Annotated in this window: 15 protein-coding genes; 5 read left to right on the top strand and 10 right to left on the bottom strand. The window is 66.0% G+C overall.

Features of this window, described 5'->3' with window-relative positions:
* The first annotated feature begins 2 nt into the window (after window positions 1-2).
* Window positions 3-3,641: a CHAT domain-containing protein gene (locus ASN89_RS01215; RefSeq protein ID WP_058047987.1), complete on the top strand. Its 3,639-nt coding sequence runs from the start codon at window positions 3-5 to the stop codon at window positions 3,639-3,641.
* Here the strand turns inward: ASN89_RS01215 and ASN89_RS01210 are convergent.
* Entirely contained in the window at window positions 3,574-4,335 is a 762-nt protein-coding gene (locus ASN89_RS01210; RefSeq protein WP_046683713.1) for a GNAT family N-acetyltransferase, read from the bottom strand. The genes ASN89_RS01215 and ASN89_RS01210 overlap by 68 nt on opposite strands.
* Before the next feature lie 144 nt (window positions 4,336-4,479).
* On the opposite strand from ASN89_RS01210, the gene ASN89_RS01205 reads away from it, so the two are divergent.
* Entirely contained in the window at window positions 4,480-6,789 is a 2,310-nt protein-coding gene (locus tag ASN89_RS01205; protein ID WP_058047986.1) for an FdhF/YdeP family oxidoreductase, read from the top strand.
* On the opposite strand, the gene fdhD is transcribed toward ASN89_RS01205, so the two are convergent.
* The 4 genes from fdhD to ASN89_RS01185 all read right to left on the bottom strand — a co-directional run bounded on the left by fdhD (window position 6,779) and on the right by ASN89_RS01185 (window position 11,160).
* Window positions 6,779-7,597: a formate dehydrogenase accessory sulfurtransferase FdhD gene (gene fdhD / locus ASN89_RS01200; RefSeq protein WP_058048009.1), complete on the bottom strand. Its 819-nt coding sequence runs from the start codon at window positions 7,595-7,597 to the stop codon at window positions 6,779-6,781. The two genes, ASN89_RS01205 and fdhD, sit on opposite strands and share 11 nt — an antisense overlap.
* A gap of 77 nt (window positions 7,598-7,674) precedes the next feature.
* Window positions 7,675-8,355, bottom strand: a complete 681-nt coding sequence (locus tag ASN89_RS01195) for a hypothetical protein (protein ID WP_235501819.1) — start codon at window positions 8,353-8,355, stop codon at window positions 7,675-7,677.
* Window positions 8,356-8,456: 101 nt separating this feature from the next.
* A complete protein-coding gene (locus ASN89_RS01190) occupies window positions 8,457-9,914 on the bottom strand; it encodes a Ppx/GppA phosphatase family protein (protein ID WP_058047985.1) in 1,458 nt (485 codons plus the stop codon).
* A 163-nt stretch (window positions 9,915-10,077) separates the two neighbouring features.
* Window positions 10,078-11,160: a calcium:proton antiporter gene (locus ASN89_RS01185; protein ID WP_035817739.1), complete on the bottom strand. Its 1,083-nt coding sequence runs from the start codon at window positions 11,158-11,160 to the stop codon at window positions 10,078-10,080.
* A 304-nt stretch (window positions 11,161-11,464) separates the two neighbouring features.
* On the opposite strand from ASN89_RS01185, the gene ASN89_RS01180 reads away from it, so the two are divergent.
* Window positions 11,465-11,809, top strand: coding sequence for a hypothetical protein (locus ASN89_RS01180; protein WP_046683710.1), 345 nt, complete (start codon window positions 11,465-11,467; stop codon window positions 11,807-11,809).
* Window positions 11,810-11,815: 6 nt separating this feature from the next.
* On the opposite strand, the gene ASN89_RS01175 is transcribed toward ASN89_RS01180, so the two are convergent.
* Both ASN89_RS01175 and ASN89_RS01170 read right to left on the bottom strand, forming a co-directional pair.
* The gene (locus ASN89_RS01175; protein WP_058047984.1) at window positions 11,816-12,967 is read right to left on the bottom strand and encodes a sensor domain-containing diguanylate cyclase; all 1,152 of its coding nucleotides are present in this window, start codon (window positions 12,965-12,967) and stop codon (window positions 11,816-11,818) included.
* A 37-nt stretch (window positions 12,968-13,004) separates the two neighbouring features.
* On the bottom strand, window positions 13,005-13,280 hold the full coding sequence (locus tag ASN89_RS01170) for a hypothetical protein (protein ID WP_034757372.1): 276 nt from the start codon (window positions 13,278-13,280) through the stop codon (window positions 13,005-13,007).
* A 178-nt stretch (window positions 13,281-13,458) separates the two neighbouring features.
* Here ASN89_RS01170 and ASN89_RS01165 point away from each other — a divergent pair, with 178 nt between their 5' ends.
* Entirely contained in the window at window positions 13,459-14,235 is a 777-nt protein-coding gene (locus ASN89_RS01165; RefSeq protein WP_046683708.1) for a transferase spermidine synthase, read from the top strand.
* A 154-nt stretch (window positions 14,236-14,389) separates the two neighbouring features.
* Window positions 14,390-17,266, top strand: a complete 2,877-nt coding sequence (locus ASN89_RS01160) for an EAL domain-containing protein (RefSeq protein WP_058047983.1) — start codon at window positions 14,390-14,392, stop codon at window positions 17,264-17,266.
* Between the two features lie 12 nt (window positions 17,267-17,278).
* Here ASN89_RS01160 and ASN89_RS01155 read toward each other — a convergent pair whose 3' ends face one another.
* The 3 genes from ASN89_RS01155 to trhA all read right to left on the bottom strand — a co-directional run bounded on the left by ASN89_RS01155 (window position 17,279) and on the right by trhA (window position 20,020).
* Window positions 17,279-18,397, bottom strand: a complete 1,119-nt coding sequence (locus ASN89_RS01155) for an MORN repeat-containing protein (protein WP_082654338.1) — start codon at window positions 18,395-18,397, stop codon at window positions 17,279-17,281.
* A 43-nt stretch (window positions 18,398-18,440) separates the two neighbouring features.
* The gene (locus tag ASN89_RS01150; protein WP_046683706.1) at window positions 18,441-19,322 is read right to left on the bottom strand and encodes a LysR family transcriptional regulator; all 882 of its coding nucleotides are present in this window, start codon (window positions 19,320-19,322) and stop codon (window positions 18,441-18,443) included.
* An 80-nt stretch (window positions 19,323-19,402) separates the two neighbouring features.
* Window positions 19,403-20,020 carry a PAQR family membrane homeostasis protein TrhA gene (trhA, locus tag ASN89_RS01145; protein WP_046683705.1) on the bottom strand — a complete coding sequence of 206 codons (618 nt, stop codon included), beginning with the start codon at window positions 20,018-20,020 and terminating at the stop codon, window positions 19,403-19,405.
* Window positions 20,021-20,023 lie beyond the last annotated feature (3 nt).

Genomic DNA, 20,023 nt, shown 5'->3' with positions numbered 1-20,023 from the left:
CCGTGCTCGACGACGCCATGCGCGACGCGGAACAGCGCGGACAGCCGCTGCGCATCGTCGCCCACGGCATGGGCGGGCTGGTGGCGCGCCTGGCCCTGAAAGACCGCTGGCAGCGCTTCGGCGCCCTGCCCGGCAGCCGATTGCTGCAGGTGGGCACGGCCAACCGCGGCACGCAGGCGATGGTGCAAGTGCTGCTGGGACGCGACCGGCTGGTGCAGATGCTGGCGTGCTGGATCAGCTGGAAGCACACGCGGCGCCAGTTTCTCGGCTTCGTGCGCGCCTTTCCCGGCGTGCTGGACATGCTGCCGTGGCCGCAGGCGGGCGGCATCGATTATTTCGACCCCGAGGCCTGGGCGCAGCTGGCCGCCGGCGACGCACAAGCGGGCCTGCCCGGCGGCTGGCAGGCACCCGAGGTCCAGGCGCTGGCCGCGGCGCGCGCCACCGTGGCCTTGCTGGAAGCGGCCCCGCTCGACGCCCGCCTTTGCAGCTATCTGGCCGGCTGCGCCGCCACGCCCGTGGCGCTGCGCCTGCGCGACGGCGGCATCGAAACGGCCTGGTCGCCGGACGGCGATGGCCGCACGGCATGGCAAGCCGCGGTGCCGGACGGCGTGACGGCCTGCTACCTGCCCGTGGCGCATGGCGACCTGTTATTGCAAAAAGAATACTACCCGGCCATCGCGCAACTGCTCGACAGCGGCCAGGCCGCAGCCCTGCCCCGCCACCCTCCGCACGCGCCTGGCGGCGCCCCGCCCCGCTTCCATCCGTATGTGCCTGATGCCACGCCGTTGTACCCGCAGCCGCAGGAACTGCTCGACGCGGCCATCGGCGCCGCCGGCCCCGCCAGCGCGCCGGAAAGCCGCGCGCCGCAGCTGAGCCTCTCCGTCATCCACGGCAGCATGGCCTCGGCCGACGCGCCCGTCATGAGCGGCTGCTACGCGTCCGAATCGCTGCGCGGCAGCATGAGTTTTCTCGACCGCCTGCTGGCGGGCAAGCTGCAGGAAATCCACGCGCTGGGACGCTTTCCGCAACGCCCCGACTCCGCCCTCGTGGTGCTGCAGCCCGACGCGGCGCGCCGGCCCGGCGGCGCCATCGTCATCGGCCTCGGCGCGCTGGGCGAGCTGACGCCGGGCGAACTGGCGCGCGCCTTTGCCGGCGGCCTGCTCGAATACGCGTGCGTCTGCCTGCAGGTGCGCGCCGCCGGCCACGTGGCCGCGCCGCCGATGGGCGAACACGGCTTGCGCGTGGCCAGCTTGCTGTCCGGTTCCGGCTATGGCGGCTTGAGCATCGCCCTGTGCGCGCGGGCCCTGATCGACGGCGCGCGCAGCGCCAACCGGCGTCTGGAAGACGCGGGCATGGCTTGCCGCATCGGCCACATCGCCATCTACGAACAGTCCGAGGCGCGCGCCATCGCCGCCGCCGTGGCCATCGAACAGATCATGGCCGAAGCGCGCTACCAGGGCAGCTTCACGTTCGAGCGGCGCATCCGCCACAGTCCCGGCGGCTACCGGCGCATCTTGCCCAGCCTGAGCGGCGACAATGGCTGGCGCCGCGTGCAGATCGTCGCCGCCGACCTCTCCGGCGCCCTGCGCTTCACCGTGCTGACGGACCGCGCCCACAACAGCGTCGACGAGGAGCCGAACCAGCGGCAAGCCGTCGATGGCCTGATCATGGACGCCACCGACAACACCACCGACCAGCCGGGCCTGTCGCGCGCCCTGTACGAACTGATGCTGCCCAATGGCCTGAAGGCGGCCATCCCCGAGATGCGCGGCCTGATCCTGGCTGTCGACCAGAGTGCCGCCATCTATCCGTGGGAGCTGATGCGCGACGAGGCGGGCAGCGAGGAAAGCCCCCTGTCGACGCGCATCGGCATGGTGCGCCAGCTGGCCAGCCTGCGCGAGCAGCCGCCAGCCGTCAGCCCGCCCAGCAACAGCGTGCTGGTGATCGGCGACACCGATTCCGGCCTGCCCGAGCTGCCCGCCGCGCAGGCCGAGGCGCAGGACGTGGCGCGCATGTTCGGCGCGTACGGCTACCAGGTGCGCGAGCTGCTGCGCCCGCAGGCCCAGCGCGTGCTGGTGCACCTGTTCGACGAACGCTATTTCGCCATCCACCTGGCCGGCCATGGCGAAGTGGCCGGCCCCGGCATCGCCCATACGGGCCTGGTGCTGGGACCGAAGACGCGGCTGACGGCGGCGCAGGTGGGTAAATTGAAGCGCGTGCCGCAATTCGTCTTCATCAATTGCTGCCACCTGGGCGACATGCGCCCGGACGCCATCGCGCCATGGTCGAAATTGGCCGCCAGCCTGGCCACGGCCTTCATTGAAATGGGCTCGCAGGCCGTGATCGCGGCTGGCTGGCGCATCGACGACCAGGCGGCCAGCATCTTCGCGCACAGCTTTTATCACGCCATGCTGAGCGGCGAATACTTCGGCGACGCCGTGCGCCTGGCGCGCGAGGCGGCGTATCTGCAGTTCCCCACCTCGAACACCTGGGGCGCCTACCAGGCGTACGGCGACGACCGCTACCGCTTTCCGAACACCCAGAGCCGGCCCTGGCAAGCGCCCGATTACCATTACCACGGCCATTTGCTGGCCGATCTGGAAACCCTGCACGCGCGCCTGGCCGGCGCCGATCCTGCGCGCCGCGCGGCCATCGAGGAAAAGCTGGCCAGCATCGAGGAAGCCGTGCGCGCGCGCTTCTTCGGCTGCGCCGACATCCGCGAAAACATGGCCGCCACGCGCGCCGGCCTGGGGGGACTGGAAAACACCTTGCGCGCCATCGAACACTACCGGGCTGCGCACAGCGCGGCCGACGGCAAGGTGGGCTTGCGCGCGCTGGCGCACTGGGCGGAACTGGAAATACGCCAGGGCGCGGCCCTGTGCGGCCTCGATGCGGGCGCCGGCATCGAGGTGCCGGCCGTGCCCGATATGGCGCAGGGCCGCCAGTTGCTGCAGGATGGAAAACAGCATATCGACCTGCTGGTGGCGCTGGCGCCTACGGCCCAGCGCCTGGCCCTGCTGGGACGCTACTGGGCCTTGCAGGCGCGCCTGGCCTGCCGCGAAGGAAACTCGGGCGCGCCGGCCCTGCGCGCCATGACGGATGCCTGTCTGGCCGCGCTGGAAGAAGCGCGGCGGCGCAGCGGCGTGGCCGACTGCGACCTGATTTTCCAGGTGCTGGCGGGCGCCCTGCTGCTGAAAGCCCATGGCGACGGCGGCGCGTGGCGCGCGCTCGATCCACAGCTGGGCGACTTGCTGCACGACGCCATCGCCTATGCGCGCCAGCGCCACGCGGACGAACACCGCGCCATCGACGCCGGCGCCCCCGTGCGCGCCGCCCTGCTGGCGGCCCTGTGGCAGGCGCCGGACGGCCAGCCCTTCGACACGCCCGCGCGCGCCGCTTTCCTGGCCCTGTATCAAGACGCCGTGCGGCGCCACGGCAGCATCGGCGAACCCGAAACGATCACGGCACCGCTGCGCTTCCTGCTCGAACTGCTGCCATCCGACAGCCCGGACACCGGCTTGCGCAGCGCCGTGCAGGCGCTGGCCGGCCAGCTGCAGGCGTCACTTCCCGCGATCAGCCAGGCACCACGCCATAATGGCGCGCATAGCGCTCGTCCAGATTCGCCAGCGGCATCATCATGAACATGTCGGCGCTTTCGAAATCAGGATCCCATGCCGGTTCGCCGCAAATCCAGGCGCCCGAACGCAGATAGCCCTTGATCAGCGGCGGCACTTGCGGCTTGTGCGCCGCTTCCACCTGGTGGATGGGGAAAGGCAGGTGCGGCGTGACGCGGTACTCGCTCGGGGCCATGTGCTTTTCGGCCAGCGCCTGGTACACGGCGACGGCGTTATGGCCGCCATCGGCCAGGCTGATGCTGGCGCAGCCGACCAGGTAGTCGCAGCGCTCGCGGCGCATGTACTCGGCCAGGCCCGACCACAGCAGCATGATCACACTGCCGCCCCGGTATTTCGGGTGGATGCAGGCGCGGCCCGCTTCGACCATGCGTCCGCGCAGGTTCTTCAGGCGGCTCAGGTCGAACTCGTTTTCCGAATACAGCCGGCCTATCTTGGCGGCCTTGGCCGCGCTCAGCACGCGGTAGGTGCCCACCACTTTCAGGGTGTCGGCATCGCGCACGATCAGGTGATCGCAGTGCGCATCGAATTCATCGCTGTCGAGGCCATCGGCGTTGGCCAGCGACGTCAGACCCATGGTCTCGATAAACACCTTGTAACGCAAACGCTGCACTTCGCGCAATTCCGCCGCTGTCGTGGCCTGGCTCAGCACCAGTTGGACCGGGCGGGCCTTGGCTTCGTTTGATGCGATTATGTTTTGCATGGTTTCATCCCTGTGATCAAGACGACTCCAGCGTACTTGCCTAATATGTCAGGAAAATGACAGCCGAATGTCATTTCCGTGACGCAAGTCAATGTCATTCGGGGATCGTGCATAATTACCACACTCGCCCAGCCGAAAGAGCCCATGAAAGACCAGGACGCACCGCACATCACGCCCTACACCAAGCCTGCCGCCGGCTGGGACGCCTTGAAACACGTGGCCATCAGCCTGCGCCAGGAACGGGTCGCGCCCGAGAATCTGAAGGCGCTGCTGGCGCAAAACCAGCCGGACGGTTTCGATTGCCCCGGCTGCGCCTGGCCCGACCGCAACCACGCTTCCACCTTCGCCTTTTGCGAAAACGGCGCCAAGGCCGTCGCCGCCGAAGCGACCAGCCGCCGCGCCGGCCCGCAGCTGTTCGCCAGCCATACCGTCACGCAGCTGCTGGAGCAATCGGACTACGCGCTCGAACAGCATGGGCGACTGACGGAACCGATGGTGTACGACGCCGCCAGCGACCGCTACGTGCCGATTTCCTGGGACGACGCCTATGCCCTCGTGGGCCGCCACCTGCGCGCCCTGCCCGATCCGAACCAGGCCGCCTTCTACACGTCGGGGCGCGCCAGCAACGAGGCCGCCTTTTTGTACCAGCTGATGGCGCGCCTGTACGGCACCAATAACTTCCCCGACTGCTCCAACATGTGCCACGAGGCCACCAGCCGCGGCTTGCCGGCCACCGTGGGCATCGGCAAGGGAACGGTGACCCTGGCCGACTTCGAACTGGCCGACACCATCCTCATCTTCGGCCAGAATCCCGCCACCAACCACCCGCGCATGCTGGGCGAGCTGCGCGACTGCGCGCGCCGCGGCGGCAGCATCGTTTCCATCAATCCCCTGCGCGAACGGGGCTTGCAGCGCTTCATGGACCCGCAAAGCGCACTGGAAATGGCAACCCTGGGCAGCACGCGCCTGGCCGGCCTGTTCGTCCAGCCCACCCTGGGCGGCGACTTCGCCCTGATCAAGGCCGTCGCCAAGAGGATCGTCGAGCATGACGATGCGGCGCAGGCGGCAGGCAGGCCCGCCGTCATCGACCACGCTTTCATCCTTGAACACTGCAGCGGCTTCGACGCCTTCCGCAACGACCTGCGCGCAGAGAATTGGCAACTGCTCGTGACGGAATCGGGCGTGGCGCGCGCGCAGATCGAGGCGTTGACAGACATCTTCATCAAGGGCCAGCGCATCATCGCCACCTGGGGCATGGGGCTGACGCAGCACAAGCACAGCGTGGCGGCCATCCGCATGCTGTCGAATCTGATGATGCTGCGCGGGCAGATCGGCAAGCCGGGCGCCGGGCTATGCCCCGTGCGCGGCCACTCCAACGTACAGGGCGACCGCACGGTGGGCATCGAGGAAAAGCCGACAACGGCCTTCCTCGACCGCCTGGGCCAGGTGTATGGATTTGCGCCGCCACGCGCGCATGGCCACGACGTGGTGGCCACCATCGAAGCCATGCAGCGCGGCGAGGTAAAAGTGTTCATTGCGCTGGGCGGCAATTTCGCGGCCGCCACGCCCGACACGCCGCTGACCTTTACCGCGCTGCGCCAGTGCGCGCTGACGGTGCAGGTGGCCACCAAGCTCAATCGCAGCCACCTGGTCATCGGCAAGGAAGCCCTGCTGCTGCCCACGCTGGGGCGCACGGAGATCGACTTGCAGCATGGCGTGGCGCAGGGCGTGACGGTGGAAGACTCGATGAGCATGGTGCATATCTCGTACGGCCGTAATGCGCCCGCGTCGCCGCAGCTGCGCTCGGAAGTGGCCATCGTGGCCGGCATGGCTGAAGCGACGGTGGGCAGCAGCCTGGTCGACTGGCGCGCGTATGCGGCCGACTATGCGCGCATCCGCGACGACATCGAAAAGGTATTCGACGATTTTTACGACTACAACGCCAGGGTGGCGCAGCCGGGCGGCTTTCATCTGACGGTGGCTTCGCGCGAACGCGTGTGGAAGACGGCCAGCGGCAAGGCCAGCTTCCTCGTCGCCCCGCTGGACCTCGATACGCCGCTGCACCGCGCGAAAAAGCGCCACGGCGAGCGCCTGATGGTCCTGATGAGCACCCGCTCGCACGACCAGTACAACACCACCATCTACGGCATGGATGACCGCTACCGGGGCGTGTACGGCACGCGCAAGGTGGTCTTCGCCAATGCGGACGATATCGCCATGCTGGGTTTTGCCGATGGCGAGCTGGTGGACTTGATCGGCGCCTGGGACGATGGCGTGGCGCGCCGCGCCGACGGTTTCCGTCTCGTCGCCTACGACATCCCGCGCGGCTGCCTGGGCGCGTATTACCCGGAGACGAACGCGCTGGTGCCGCTGGCCAGCACGGCCGACGGCGCCGGCACGCCCACGTCGAAATCCGTGCCCGTGCTGCTGCAACGCAGTGAAGTTAAAGCGTGATGGCTGGCGTGTAATCGACGTAGGCATCCTGGCGGCAGAAACCCGCCAGCTTCATGCCTGCCTGCGTGGCGATGGAAATGGCCAGCGAACTGGGAGCGGAAATCGTCGCCAGCAAGGGGATCTGCATGCGCGCCGCCTTGCGCGCCAGCTCGTAGCTGCCGCGGCTGGACAGGAAGACGAAGCCGCGCCGCATGTCGATATCGTGCAGCGCCAGATGGCCGATCAGTTTGTCGAGGCCGTTATGGCGGCCGACATCCTCGAACACGTGCACGATATCGCCATCGGGCGTGCACCACGCGGCCGCGTGCACGCCGCCCGTTTCCCGCATCAGCGCCTGGTGCTCGCGCAAGCCGGCGGAGGCTCGCGCCAGCGCGGCGGGCAGGTCGACGCGGATCAGGGATGGCGGCAGCGGCGTCGGCTGCAAGTCAAGCATGTCGATGCTGTCGATGCCGCACACGCCGCAGCCCGTGCGGCCCGTCAGCTGCCGGCGCCGGTCCTTCAGGCGCACGAAATCCTCCTGGGCGATGCTCAAGGTCACCTCGGCGGAATCGGCCCGCAGGAACACTTCGCAGTCGAAAATGGCATCGGCGGAAGCGACTACGCCTTCCGTCAGCGCGAAGCCATACGCGAACGCTTCCAGGTCGCGCGGGGTGGCCATCATGACGACGTGGGAAATGCCATTGAAGACCAGCGCGACGGGGATTTCCTCGGCGACGCGGTCGATGGCGGGGGTAGCAACGCCCGCCTGGTGGCGGACGATGGCGCGCTCGACGAAGCCGGCGCGTTCGATCTCTGTATCTTCTGACATGGCAACCATGGGGGAACTATCACAGGCCCCATGGTAAACCAGAATAGCCAGGCAGGGGGCGGCCCCTGCCCGCGCCATCAATCCTTCTTCGGACGGCCCGTTTTGAGCTGCGGCAAGCCGGCCAGCACGTTTTGCAGGGTGGCCAGGTCGATCTGGCTGATCAGCGCCACGCCGATGCGCAGCAATTCGCTTTTCTTGATCTCGAAACCGGCCTTCAGGCAGGCTTTTTTCACCTGGCCCAGGACTTCGTATTCCGCTTCCGGCATGGTGAAGCTGTCGCGCACCAGTTTCGGCTTGCGGGCTTTTTCCTTCACGGCGGCGACCTTGGCGACCGGCGCTTTTTTCGCCGGCGCAGGCTTGGCGGCGGCCTTGGCGACAGGTTTGACGGCGGCTTTCGCTGCCGGCTTGGCGGCGGGCTTGGCTGCAACCTTGGCCGCCGGCTTGGCAGCGGCTTTGGCGACAGGCTTGGCCGCGACGGCCTTGGCCGCCGGCTTGGCGGCTGGCGCCTTGGCAGCGGCAGGCTTGGCGGCGACGGGTTTCGCTGCTGCCGGCTTGGCGGCGACAGGCTTGACTGCGGCCGGTTTGGCGGCCACTGGCTTGACGGCGGCTTTTGCCACCGGCTTGGCCGCCGGCTTGGCGGCAGGCTTCACTGCAGGCTTGGCGGCCGGTGCGGCCTTGGCCGCGTTGATCGAGGCGCTGGTGGGGAACATCGATACGGCCGCGCTGTCGGCCTTTTTCGCTGGGACGGTTTTGCTCATGGATTTTCCAATCTAGTAAATAATATAAACAATATATACTGTTTTTAAAAATATTGCTTGCTGCACATCAAGTCATGCGCATGGCATGATCCAATAACCCATTACGCGCTGGCGCGGATGGTGAAATCGACCCCCACCTCGTCCCAGAATTCCTGCTCCTTCTCGATCCAGAACGACACGGTGGGATGGTGCGCCACCCAGCCGCGCTTGATATCGAGCTCGATGCGGTTCTTCATGCGCAGGCGCAGTTCGCTGAAATCGGCTTCGATGCGCGCATGCATGAGCAGGATCGACAGGCGCAGGGCCAGCACGGCCTTGGCGAAATCGGGGTCGGACAGCACTTCGCCGATCTTGCGCAAGTTGCCCTTCTGCGCCAGGATCAGCCGGCTCATGGTCTTCTGTTCGCGCGTCGTAAAACCGGGCAAGTCCGCGTTTTCCACGATGTAGGAGGCGTGCTTGTGGTAGCCCGTCTGCGACACGGCCAGGCCCACTTCGTGCAGCAGGCTGCTCCAGCGCAGGCATTTCACCAGGGCGTCGGACGTGGGCTTGAGCTGCGCATACATGGCCAGCGCCTGCTCGGCCACCCGGCCGGCGCGCTGCTGGTCGATATGGAATTTTTCCATGCAGCCCTGCACCGACTGCTCGCGCCGGTCGCGCTTGGTCGAACGCAGGTACAAATCCCACATCACGCCCATGCGCAGGCCCGCCTCAATCGGCGTCATGGCGGGAATCGCCAGCTCGCGGAACAGGCCGATCAAGATAGCAAGGCCGCCGACGATGGTGCTGGCGCGGTCGGGGCGCAAGCCGGGCATGTCGATGCGGCTCGTGTGACCGAGTTCGATGAAGCGGCGCGCCAGCGCGTCGAGGCTGGCGCCCGTGAGCAAGCCGTCACCGAGCTTGTTGCGGGCGATGATGTCGGCGATGGTGCGGATGGTGCCGGAAGAGCCGTAAGCCGTCTTCCAGTGCTGCGGGCGGTACGGCGGCGCGGCATCCTCGAAATGGCTGCGCGCCGACAGGATGGCCGCCTCGAACGACGGCGCGTCGATGCGCCCGCCGATGAAGAACGACAGGCTTTGCTTGACGGTGCCAAGGCTGAAAGATTCGACCCTCTCGATATCGTTGCCGCGCCCCAGTATCAATTCGGTCGAGCCGCCGCCGATATCCATCACCAGCCGGCGTTCGCCGGGTATGGCCAGGGCATTGGCCACGCCCATGTAGATCAAGCGCCCCTCCTCCTCGCCCGAAATGATCTCGATCGGATGGCCGATGGCTTGCTCGGCCAGCGGCAGGAAGACGGCGCCGTTGCGCGCCACGCGCATGGCCGACGTGGCCACGACGCGCACGGCATCGAGCTCGAAGCCGGCGAGGATGGCGCGAAAGCGCTGCAGGCAGGCCAGCGCGCCCTGCATGGCCGCCTCGGTCAGGTCGCCATTGGCGTCCAGGCCGGCGGCCAGGCGTATCGGATCGCGCACGCTCTTGACCACGCGGATCGTGTCGCCATCATGCTTGCCGACGTGTAAACGAAAACTGTTGGACCCCAGGTCCACCGCTGCATACATACTGGCCTCTTGTCTTGTCATTGCTGTGCCAACTGAAAAAGTTGGCAAACTCAGTTGCTAAACTATATAAATCATTTAAACGATTTAAAAATCCTACCACACTACCCCCATCGTATGACAGCGGCGTGACAGGATTGTGACAAAACGGCAGCCGTGCGGCAGCTTACGGCACGATGGTGGTAAACAAATACACGGCGAAAATCACCAGGTGCACCGTGCCCTGCATGACCGTGGTGCGGCCCGTGCCCAGCGACAGGGTGGCCACCATCAGCGACAGCAGCAACAGCACCGTCGACTTGATATCGAGACCCAAGGTAATCGTCAGGCCCGTGGCCAGCGACACCACGACCACGGCCGGTATCGTCAGGCCGATGCTGGCCAGCGCGGAGCCGAGCGCCAGGTTCAAGCTTGTTTGCAAACGGTTCGCGCGCGCGGCGCGCACGGCGGCCAGGCCCTCTGGCAGCAGCACGATGGCGGCGATGACGATGCCGACCAGGGTTTTCGGTGCACCCATGGCGGCAATCGCCGTCTCCAGCGCGGGCGCCAGCGACTTGGCCAGCAGCACCACGGCGCCCAGGCACACCAGCAGCGCGCCGGCGCTGACCCAGGCGACTGTTGGCGTGGGCGGCGCCGCATGCACCTCTTCATCGCCGACGGCTTCCTTGGGCAGGAAGTAATCTCGGTGGCGCACCGTCTGCACCAGCACGAAGGTGCCGTACAGGACCAGCGAGATCACGGCGATGAAGATCAGCTGGCTGGAATTGTAGAAGGGGCCGGCGGCACTCGACGTGTAGTTCGGCAGCACCAGGGTCAGAACGGCGATGGCCGCCAGGGTGGCCAGCGAAGCGCTCACGCCCAGCAGGCCGAAGGTCTGCTCGCGGTGGCGCCCTGCGCCTAGCAGCAAACAGATGCCGACGATGCCGTTCAGGATGATCATGATGGCGGCAAACACGGTGTCGCGCGCCAGGCCCGTCGTTTCCGGTCCGCCGGCCAGCATCAGCGAGACGATCAGTGCCACCTCGATCAGGGTCACGGCCAGCGCCAGCACCAGGGTGCCGTACGGTTCGCCGATGCGGTGCGCCACCACTTCCGCGTGGTACACGGCGGCCAGCACGCTGCCTATCAGGCCGGCGACCAGCAGGATCTGGTAGGCGCCGCCGAGATTGAAGGTGGAACCGAACAGGAACAGCCAGCCGGCAATCGGGGCGGCAAGCGGCCATACAGGCAGGGATTTGAGCATTTTCATTATGGGCCTGGCAAGAGTAAAAAAGGGGAACTGCGGTGCGGACAGCAAAGGATAACCAGGGCAGCCTGGCGTGCATGCCACAGCATAACTTGCCTAGCTTAAATGAAAGTTAGGGAATGCACATGTTCCGGTGCCGGCGCCCCGCGCCTGGATCACCTTCCAATCACCTTGCCGCAGCGCACCTGCTTGCTACCAGTAACTATAGTCCCTTTGGTAACATGCCGTTGCAATTTCCTTGTCTTTTTGCTTGCTGCCGCCGTCATAATGCAGGGTCCGCCTTCCCGGCACCGACCAAGGACAGACCATGATTTTCATAAACAGCACGGCCATGCGCACGTTCTTCTTCGCGGGCAGCTTGCTGTGCGCCGCCGCACACGCGGACACGCCGCCAGCGGACGCGGCGCAAGTTGACGCGAACTGGGCCACCGCGGCCGCGCCTGCGGCAGAGCCGGAATCACGCTGGCAAGACAGCCTGCCGCCCGCGCCGCCCGTGGCGCCACGCGAAGACAAGATCCTGCCCAAGAGCGAATGGCTCACCGTCGAACCGATGAAGGCGCCCGACCGGCGCTGCGATCCGGGCCTCGACGCCCTGTTCCTGCCCAAGGAATGCGGCAAGGAACCGAGCTGGCTGGGCTCGCACAAGAAATAATCCGATTTACATATCGAGGGTGCTGGCAGCTTGCGCCTCGACGACGCGGTTGCGGCCCGCCTGCTTGGCCGATTGCAGCGCCTCGTCGGCCCGCTTGAACAGGCTGACGGTGCTGTCCTCGGCGCGGATGATGGTCACGCCCAGGCTGGCCGTCAACTGCAGCACGGCCCGTTCCGTCTTGACGGGCAGCGCTTCGACAGCGGCGCGGATGCGCTCGGCCACCATCAGCGCATCGGCCAGTGTCGTGCGCGGCAGCTGGATGGCGAATTCGGCGCCGCCCAGGCGGCCCATCAGGTCGCTGTCGCGCAGTTGCTGGCGGCACGTGTCGACGATGGTTTTCAGCACCGCATCGCCCACGGGATGGCCATAGCTGTCGTTGACTCGTTTGAAGTGGTCGATATTGAGCACCACCAGCGCCGTCGGCAAGCCGGGCCGGCGCGCCAGCGCCATCCATGGCGCCAGCGCCTGGTAAAAGCCGCGCCGGTTCGGCACGCCCGTGGCCGCGTCGAGCACTTCCAGGCGCGCCAGCTCGCCGCCCAGTTTTTCACGCGACAGCAGCAGATAGCCGAAGGCGTTCGTCAGCATCATCAGGTACAGGGCGCCGAAGCCGGCCAGCTGCATCAGCTCCGCGTCAAAACCGGGGACGGCGGCGGCCAGCACGCCGCGCGCGGCGATCAGCAAGGACAGCAGGCCCATGCTGACGACGAGGAAGCGGCGCAGCATGCTCGCCTCGCGCCATTTCAGGGACAGCGCGGCCACGCCGGAGAGGAAGAAGCCGGCCACGATCAGCGAACCGCCGGCGCTGCGCAGCAGCGGCGCCACGTCGAACAGATAGCAGGCGGCAAACAGCGCCACCGACAGGCCCAGCGCCGGCAGCACGGTGCGGCGCCAGCCGCTGCGTCCGGCCGCCTGCCACAACGCGCCCGCATCGAGCGCCATGCCGGCAAACAGCAGGCTGTTGCCGAGCAGGATGGAGAGAAAATCGGGCAGCACGCCACGGAAATACAGCAGGCACCAGGCCACGGCCTGGCATTGCTTGGCGATCGCCCAGGTGGACATGCTGAGCGACTTCTTGCGCTCGTACTCGAAGAAGAACAGGGCCGCGCACAGGCTCAGGTTGCCAAGCGCCAGGGCCAGTACCAGGGTCTTGATATCCATGGGCTAGGCTATCGATGCGCAGGCGCGGCGCGCCAGCTCAGATTTCGTGTTCGACATTGGTACTGCCGTCGCCGATCTTGCTGGCCCACGCCTGCACGAAATACTGCTTTTCCACTTCGCTGGGCGCCTCGTGCCAGAACACGATGAGAGTGCCCTTGTGGTCGTGGATTTGCGCCACTTTTTCAATGAATCCGACATTGGCGGCCTGGTCGGCCAGCGCCGCCGCGTAGCCGTACACGCGCGTCAGCCGCTCGATGCGGTCAGGCTCCGTAAAACTGTTCGTCGCCGTAATGATGGGGTGATCCAAAAACATGCTTGTCTCCATGGTGCCCGACTGCGCGGCCGTGCCGCCGCGCGCCATATACATCGACATATCGCATCTACATATACGCATGCTCGGCGCGGATTAATCGGGTATGCTCACGGGAGCTTATCAGATTTCTCTGAATGCAACAAAGCATCTCCCCCAGCCTACTCAGCGAAGTCGTCCCATGCCGGAAAACAGAAGCACCACCCCACTTGCCCCGCAGGTGCATACCTGTGGCGACCGGCGCCGCCTGGAATTCCAGCCCGGCATGATCCAGAGCGAAATGCTGCTGTCGCGCCCCGATCACCTGCTGCTGCGCTATGCGCGCGCGATGATGTGCTTTACCCTGTTCGTGCCGCGCCCGCGGCACATCCTGATGGTGGGACTGGGCGGCGGTTCGCTGCTGAAATTCTGCCACCGCCACCTGCCCGACACGCGCATCACGGTGCTGGAATTGCGCGCCGACGTGATCGCCCTGCGCGAGCAGTTCATGCTGCCGCCCGACGACGCGCGCCTGCGCATCATCGAGACGGACGCCGTCAGCTATATCCGCCAGCATCCGGGCTGCGCCGACGTGCTGCTGCTCGACGGCTACGATGAAACGGGATTGCCGCCCGCCCTCGGCAGCGCGCGCTTCTATGCGGACTGCCTGCGCGCCCTGCTGCCCGGCGGCGTGCTGGTGGCCAACCTGTTCAGTTATGACGAGCACTACCCCGCCATGCTGGCGCGTCTGATGCTCACCTTCCGCGGTGCCGTCTGCCACTTCGACGGCATCGCCGGCAACAACCGCATCGTCTTCGCCGCCAAGCCGGAGCAAAGCCAAGGTGCCGGCGGCCGCGCCGTGCGCGTGGTGCGCCTGGTGCGCTGGCGCCGGATGGCCGGCCTGGCGTTCCTGAACCGCTGGCTGCCGGCATGGCAGTTGTGGCGTTTGCGCCGCCATTCGGGCGCGGGCAGCGACTGAAAGTCATCTTCCCCGGCCATAGATATTGTTGCTTATTAGCAGTGTTTTGGTGCAAAATCCGCATGATGGATGTGGTTTATGACAAACTACGGCCTGCGTGGGGCCGGCAGGCGCCACGGAACCCAAGTGTCCATGAAGTGAGATAGGAAAAACCATGCTGCGTGGCCGCCTGCCATTGTCGATTTCCGCCGCGGCCGCGCTGACCTTTGCCTGCGGCGTCAGCGTGACGGCCGTGCTGTTCGCCGCCATCAGCCAGCTCGAATACGACAAGATGAGCCTGAGCCTGCAGCAGCGCGCGGGCGCCAGGGTGGCCGCCATCGAGCAGGGACTCGACGATGCGGTCGAGGTGCTGACCACGACGAACCAGCTGTTTGCCGCCGTCGTGCCCGTCACGCGCGAACAATTCCACGACTTCACCACGCCGCTGCTGCAGCGCCACCCGTTCATCCAGGCCTTCAATTTCCACCGCATCGTGCCGCATGCGCAGCGCGCCGCATTCGAGGCCGAACTGCGGCGCATCGTGCCCGACTACGCCATGACGGAAATGCACGACGGCGTCATCGTGCCCGCCACTACGCGCGCCAGCTACCTGGTGGTGGACTACCTCGAACCCCTGCAGGGCAACGGCCCCGCCTTCGGCCTGAACGTCAGCCCGAACGGCGTACTGGCGCGCGCGCTGGAACAGGCGATCGTCAGCGGCCAGACCACCGCCACCGGCCTGCTGGCCCTGGCGCAGGGACCGCAGCAGGGATTCGTCATCGTGCGTCCCGTGTACCGCCACGGCGTGCCCCTGCAGACGGTGCAGCAGCGGCGCGCGGCGCTGATCGGCGATACGGCGGTCATCGTGCGCGCCGGGGAACTGGTGCAGAAAATCCTCGCCGGCGCCGACTTGCTGGGCGATTCGCAGCTTGAACTGAGCGTCTACGCGGACGCCGGCGCCGACCCGCGCCAGATGATCTTCCGGCATGGCCAGGCGCCTGCCAGCGAGCCAGGCGGTGCCTGGGAGTCCTTGCCGCGCTGGCTGCACTTTGCCTACCACAACCATTATGACCGGGCCTTTGCTTCCGCCGGCCGGCCCTGGCATGTGCGCGTGGTCGCCCATCCGCGCCCCTTCCTGGCCGACCATCTGGGCTCATTGTTTACCCTGATCACGGGCTTGCTGTTCAGCTTGCTGACGGCCGCCTTCGTGCAATCGCTGACGCAGCGCTCGCGCCGCGTGCAGCTGCTGGTGGAGCAGCGCACGGCCGACCTCAAGCGCAGCAACGAGCTGCTCAGCGCCGACGTGCGGGCACGCCAGCGCACGGAGCGCGCCCTGCAGGAAAGCGAAAAGCGCTTCCGTCGCCTGCTGGCCCTGTCGTCGGACTGGTACTGGGAACAGGACGCCAACTTCTGCTTCACCCACATCACCAGCGGTTTCACAGACAAGTCGAACATGCCGCTGGAACGCTTCATCGGCATGACGCGCTGGGACAACAATGCGGAAATGCGCAATTCGCGCTGGGGCAAGCAGCATATCGCCAACCTGGAAGCGCACCTGCCCTTTTCCAACCTCGAATATGCGATGCACGACCGCGACGGGCAGCTGCGCTGGTTCAGCATCAATGGCGAACCGCTGTTCAACGAGCTCGGCGAATTTCGCGGCTACCGGGGCACGGGTTCCGAAATCACGGAACGCAAGCTGGCCGAGCAGCAGATCCAGCACATCGCCCACCACGACGTGCTGACGGGTTTACCCAACCGCGCCCTGCTGCGCGACCGCCTGGCGCAGGCGATGGCCCTGTCGCGCCGCAAGAATCGCGCATTGTGGGTACTGTTGATCGACCTCGACCGCTTCAAGTTCGTCAACGACAGCCTCGGCCACAAGGCCGGCGACCTGCTGCTGAAAACCATCGCCACGCGCTTGCAGGCCAGCCTGCGCGAAAGCGATACGGTGGCGCGCCTGTCGGGCGACGAGTTCGTCGCCATCTTGTGCGAACAGGTGGACGAAGTGCTCAGCGGCGCCATCGTGCAGCGCGTGATGGATGCCGTGGCCCAGCCGGTACTATTGGACGGCAAGGAATTCTTCGTCACCTGCAGCATCGGCGTGGCGATCTACGACATGTCGCGCTACGACGCCCCCGGCGACGTGACCTTGAATGGCGAGACGCAGAACCTGATCGAGCAGGCCGACATCGCCATGTACTGCGCCAAGAAACAGGGCCGCAACAACATCAAGTTCTACACCACGGCCATGAATCAGGCCACCCTGGAGCGCCTGCGCATCGAGACGGCGCTGCGCAACGCACTCGAGCGCGATCAGTTCGTGCTGCATTACCAGCCGCAGGTGGACCTGGCCAGCGGGCGCATCGTCGGCGTGGAAGCGCTGCTGCGCTGGCAGCATCCGGAACTGGGCATGGTGGCGCCGCAGCGCTTCATCGCGCTGGCGGAAGATACAGGCCTGATCGTGCCGATCGGCGCCTGGGTCATGCGCGAAGCATGCGCGCAGGTGAAACGCTGGCATGCGGCGGGACTGGACACCTTGCGCCTGGCCGTCAACCTGTCGGCGCGCCAGTTCAACGAGCCGAACCTGGTCGCCACGATCGCCGACGTGCTGCGGGAAACGGGCTTGCCGCCCGCCTGCCTGGAACTGGAACTGACGGAAAGCCTGTTCATGCACGACGTGGCGCTGGCCGTCAGCCAGCTGCACGACATGAAGGCGCTGGGGGTGCAGCTGTCGATCGACGACTTCGGCACCGGCTATTCCAGCTTCGCCTACCTGCGCACCTTCCCCATCGACGTGCTGAAGATCGACCGCAGTTTCGTCGGCGACGTGGCGCGCGACGCGGACGACGCGGCCATCGTCGTCTCCATCATCGCCCTGGCGCACAATCTGAAGCTGCGCGTGGTGGCCGAAGGCGTGGAAACGGCCGAGCAGCTCGATTATCTGCGCCGCCATGGCTGCGACGAGGCGCAGGGCTATTACTTCAGCCATCCGCTGCCGGCGGATGAGGTGGAAATACTGCTGCGCGGCGAGTTCTGCGCGGCGCAGTGACGGGCCGCCGCGCTAGTTCGAAAAACGCAGCAGGAAGCTGAACGGCACCGTCATCGCGCACGGCTGGCCCGCACAACGGCCTGGCGTATATTTGACCAGCATCAGCATGGACGCCGCCAGCTTGCCCGACTCGCTGTCCGGACTTTTCAGCAGGGTCACATTCTGCGCCACGCCATGTTCATCCACGCTGACATTGGCGCGCAATTTGCCCGTGGCCTCCTTGTACGAAATCAGGCGGCCCATGGCACGCGAGATCTCCAGCATGCCTTTCTCCGGATAGGGTGGCACATCGCCATCCTGTAATACCTTGTAGTACCGTTTGACAAACGATTGCTGCTCCGGCGTCATCTCGGCATAGGACTTTTCCGGCGGCACCACATACCGCGAGCCCATGACCGGACGGATGTTCGAGCCGATCGGCGCGTCCTGCGCCTTGAGGCTGTACAGCGTGGGCGCCTCGGGCTTTTCCGCCTGCGCCGTCAACTGGAAGCTGCCATTGAAGCGGGCCTTCAGCACCTGCCCGTTGGGATACAGTATCTCGCCGTCGCCGACCGGCTTGCCCTCGTGCCAGGGGCCACGATAAGCGCCGCCCAGCGCGAATGTCATGGTGCCACTGCCTTCCGGGCCATGGCGCCAGCCGCCCTCATAATGATCGCCGCCGTCATAGACGGCCTTGACGTTGCCGACGGGCTTGCCATGTTCGAAATTGGCTTCCAGCTTATCCCCGTCTTTAAAGATCACCACGCCGGGACCGTGCAGCAGGCCGTCCTGGTAGTTCCCTTCATGCAGGCTGCCGTCGGCCCACTGCGCAATGCCCGCGCCCTCCGGCACGCCTTTGCTCAGCGCGCCCTCATAACGTTCCGCTGCCTTGCCGTCCTTGCTCCACTGCAAAGCACCGGGCCCGCTCGCATAGCCATCCTTGCAGGCGCCATTCCAGTACGCCACATGCCCTGCCACCCGTGCGTGCCCGGCAACGCGGCAGTCTGCCTTGCCTGCATAGATAAGGTCGGCGGCACCGGCGCTGGACGCGCACAGCAAGACGATCAGGGAAAGCGGTTTTTTCATATCATCCTTACAATGTTTTTGATTGCCACAGACTAACATGCCCGAGTTGATGAAAAATACGCGCATTCTCACGCGGCGCACTGCATTCCATGCTCCTTCGTGTCCAGCCCTACAGCTTTTTTTGCAGGAATTCCAGGAAGCAGCTGATGCGCTGCGCCAGCTGCGTGTTGCGGTAGTAGACGGCGTGGATCTGCTGGCGGTAGCCCGTATAGAACGGCTGCAGCACTTTCACCAGGCGGCCGGCGGCGATGTCGTCCTTCGTCATGAAGTCGGACAGGCAGACGATGCCCTGGTCGTGCAGGGCCAGCTGGCGCAGGGTTTCGCCGCTGGAGGCCGCCAGCGCGGGCACGATCTGCAGGCTGTTGCCCGCTTCATGGCGCAGCGGCCAGTTGTTGCCCAGGTCGTACTGGGCAAAGCCCAGCAGCGCGTGGCCGGACAGCGCTTCCGGCGTGGCCGGTTCGCCGTGGCGCGCCAGATAGGCGGGCGTGGCCAGCACGTGCAGCGGGCTGGAAGTCAGGGCGCGCGCATGCAGGGTCGAGTCGACCAGGGCGCCGATGCGGATGGCGATATCGGTGCGGTGTTCGAGCAAGTCGGCGATCTGGTCGTTGCTGGTCAATTCCAGGCGGATGTCCGGATACATGGCGCGAAATTCGGCCACGTGCGGCACCACGCTATGGAGCATGAAGGGCGAGGCGGCGTCGACGGACAGGCGCCCGGCCGGCTTCTGGCGGCGGATGCGGATCGACTCTTCCACGTCTTCCATCGAGGCGAGAATGGCGCGCGCCTTGTCCAGGAACAGCTGCCCTTCTTCCGTCAGCTCCATGCGGCGCGTCGTGCGCGTCAGCAGCGAGGTGGCCAGCTTGTCTTCCAGCCGCGACAGGGCCCGGCTGACGCCGGACGTGGTTTGCCCCAGGTGCACGGCGGCCGCGCTCAGGGTGCCGCTGTCGATGACGGTGACGAAGATTTTCAGGTCGTCCGAATTGATATCCATTGTTGCCTTATTATTGCCTGCGCTTCACATATCGCGCCATTATAATGGAATCATGGCAACAGTGAGGGCAAGTAACAACGTCAGGCAACGTAGAACAAAATGGCGACAAAATGGCAGCTACTGCCGGCCAGCACGAACAGGTGCCAGATGCCGTGGCCATGGCGCAGCTTGTGGTCGGTGGCATAGAAAGCGATGCCGCCCGTGTAGCACAGCCCGCCTGCCACCAGCCACAGGAAACCGTTCCACTCGAGCGCCGCCAGCAGCGGCTTGATGCCGATGACGATCAGCCAGCCCATGGCCACGTAAATCACCAGCGACAGGATGCGCGCGCCTTTCGCGTACACATATTCCTGCACGATGCCAAGCAGGGCCAGGCCCCAGACGACGCCGAACAGCGACCAGCCCCACGGCCCGCGCAGGGTCACCAGCATGAATGGCGTGTAGGTGCCCGCAATGAGCAGGTAGATGGCGCAGTGGTCGAGCCGCTGCAGCACCGCTTTGGCCTTGCCGCGCACGCTGTGGTACAGGGTGGAAGTCAGATACAAGGTCAGCAGCATGGCCGCATACACGCTGCAGCTGACGATTTTCCAGGCGTCGCCCGTGCGGGCCGCCACGACGATCAGGATGACGCCGCCGATGGCCGCCAGCGCGGCGCCCACCGTATGGGAGATGCTGTTGAAGCGTTCGCCGTGGTACATGGC

The sequence above is a fragment of the Janthinobacterium sp. Ant5-2-1 genome (assembly GCF_001445815.1).
In the GTDB taxonomy this organism is placed as follows: domain Bacteria; phylum Pseudomonadota; class Gammaproteobacteria; order Burkholderiales; family Burkholderiaceae_D; genus Janthinobacterium; species Janthinobacterium lividum_E.
Note: the sequence above shows the minus strand (reverse complement) of the source record. Positions and strands in the feature narration are given on the sequence as shown.

Bases quoted from the DNA above. Each gene is read 5' to 3' on its own strand.
- ASN89_RS01150 (WP_046683706.1), bottom strand. From the start codon at position 19,322: ATGGATATCAATTCGGACGACCTGAAAATCTTCGTCACCGTCATCGAC.
- ASN89_RS01205 (WP_058047986.1), top strand. From the start codon at position 4,480: ATGAAAGACCAGGACGCACCGCACATCACGCCCTACACCAAGCCTGCC.
- ASN89_RS01155 (WP_082654338.1), bottom strand. From the start codon at position 18,397: ATGCGCGTATTTTTCATCAACTCGGGCATGTTAGTCTGTGGCAATCAA.
- ASN89_RS01160 (WP_058047983.1), top strand. From the start codon at position 14,390: ATGCTGCGTGGCCGCCTGCCATTGTCGATTTCCGCCGCGGCCGCGCTG.
- ASN89_RS01185 (WP_035817739.1), bottom strand. From the start codon at position 11,160: ATGAAAATGCTCAAATCCCTGCCTGTATGGCCGCTTGCCGCCCCGATT.
- ASN89_RS01175 (WP_058047984.1), bottom strand. From the start codon at position 12,967: ATGGATATCAAGACCCTGGTACTGGCCCTGGCGCTTGGCAACCTGAGC.
- ASN89_RS01180 (WP_046683710.1), top strand. From the start codon at position 11,465: ATGATTTTCATAAACAGCACGGCCATGCGCACGTTCTTCTTCGCGGGC.
- trhA (WP_046683705.1), bottom strand. From the start codon at position 20,020: ATGTACCACGGCGAACGCTTCAACAGCATCTCCCATACGGTGGGCGCC.
- ASN89_RS01195 (WP_235501819.1), bottom strand. From the start codon at position 8,355: ATGAGCAAAACCGTCCCAGCGAAAAAGGCCGACAGCGCGGCCGTATCG.
- ASN89_RS01170 (WP_034757372.1), bottom strand. From the start codon at position 13,280: ATGTTTTTGGATCACCCCATCATTACGGCGACGAACAGTTTTACGGAG.
- ASN89_RS01190 (WP_058047985.1), bottom strand. From the start codon at position 9,914: ATGTATGCAGCGGTGGACCTGGGGTCCAACAGTTTTCGTTTACACGTC.
- fdhD (WP_058048009.1), bottom strand. From the start codon at position 7,597: ATGTCAGAAGATACAGAGATCGAACGCGCCGGCTTCGTCGAGCGCGCC.
- ASN89_RS01210 (WP_046683713.1), bottom strand. From the start codon at position 4,335: ATGCAAAACATAATCGCATCAAACGAAGCCAAGGCCCGCCCGGTCCAA.
- ASN89_RS01165 (WP_046683708.1), top strand. From the start codon at position 13,459: ATGCCGGAAAACAGAAGCACCACCCCACTTGCCCCGCAGGTGCATACC.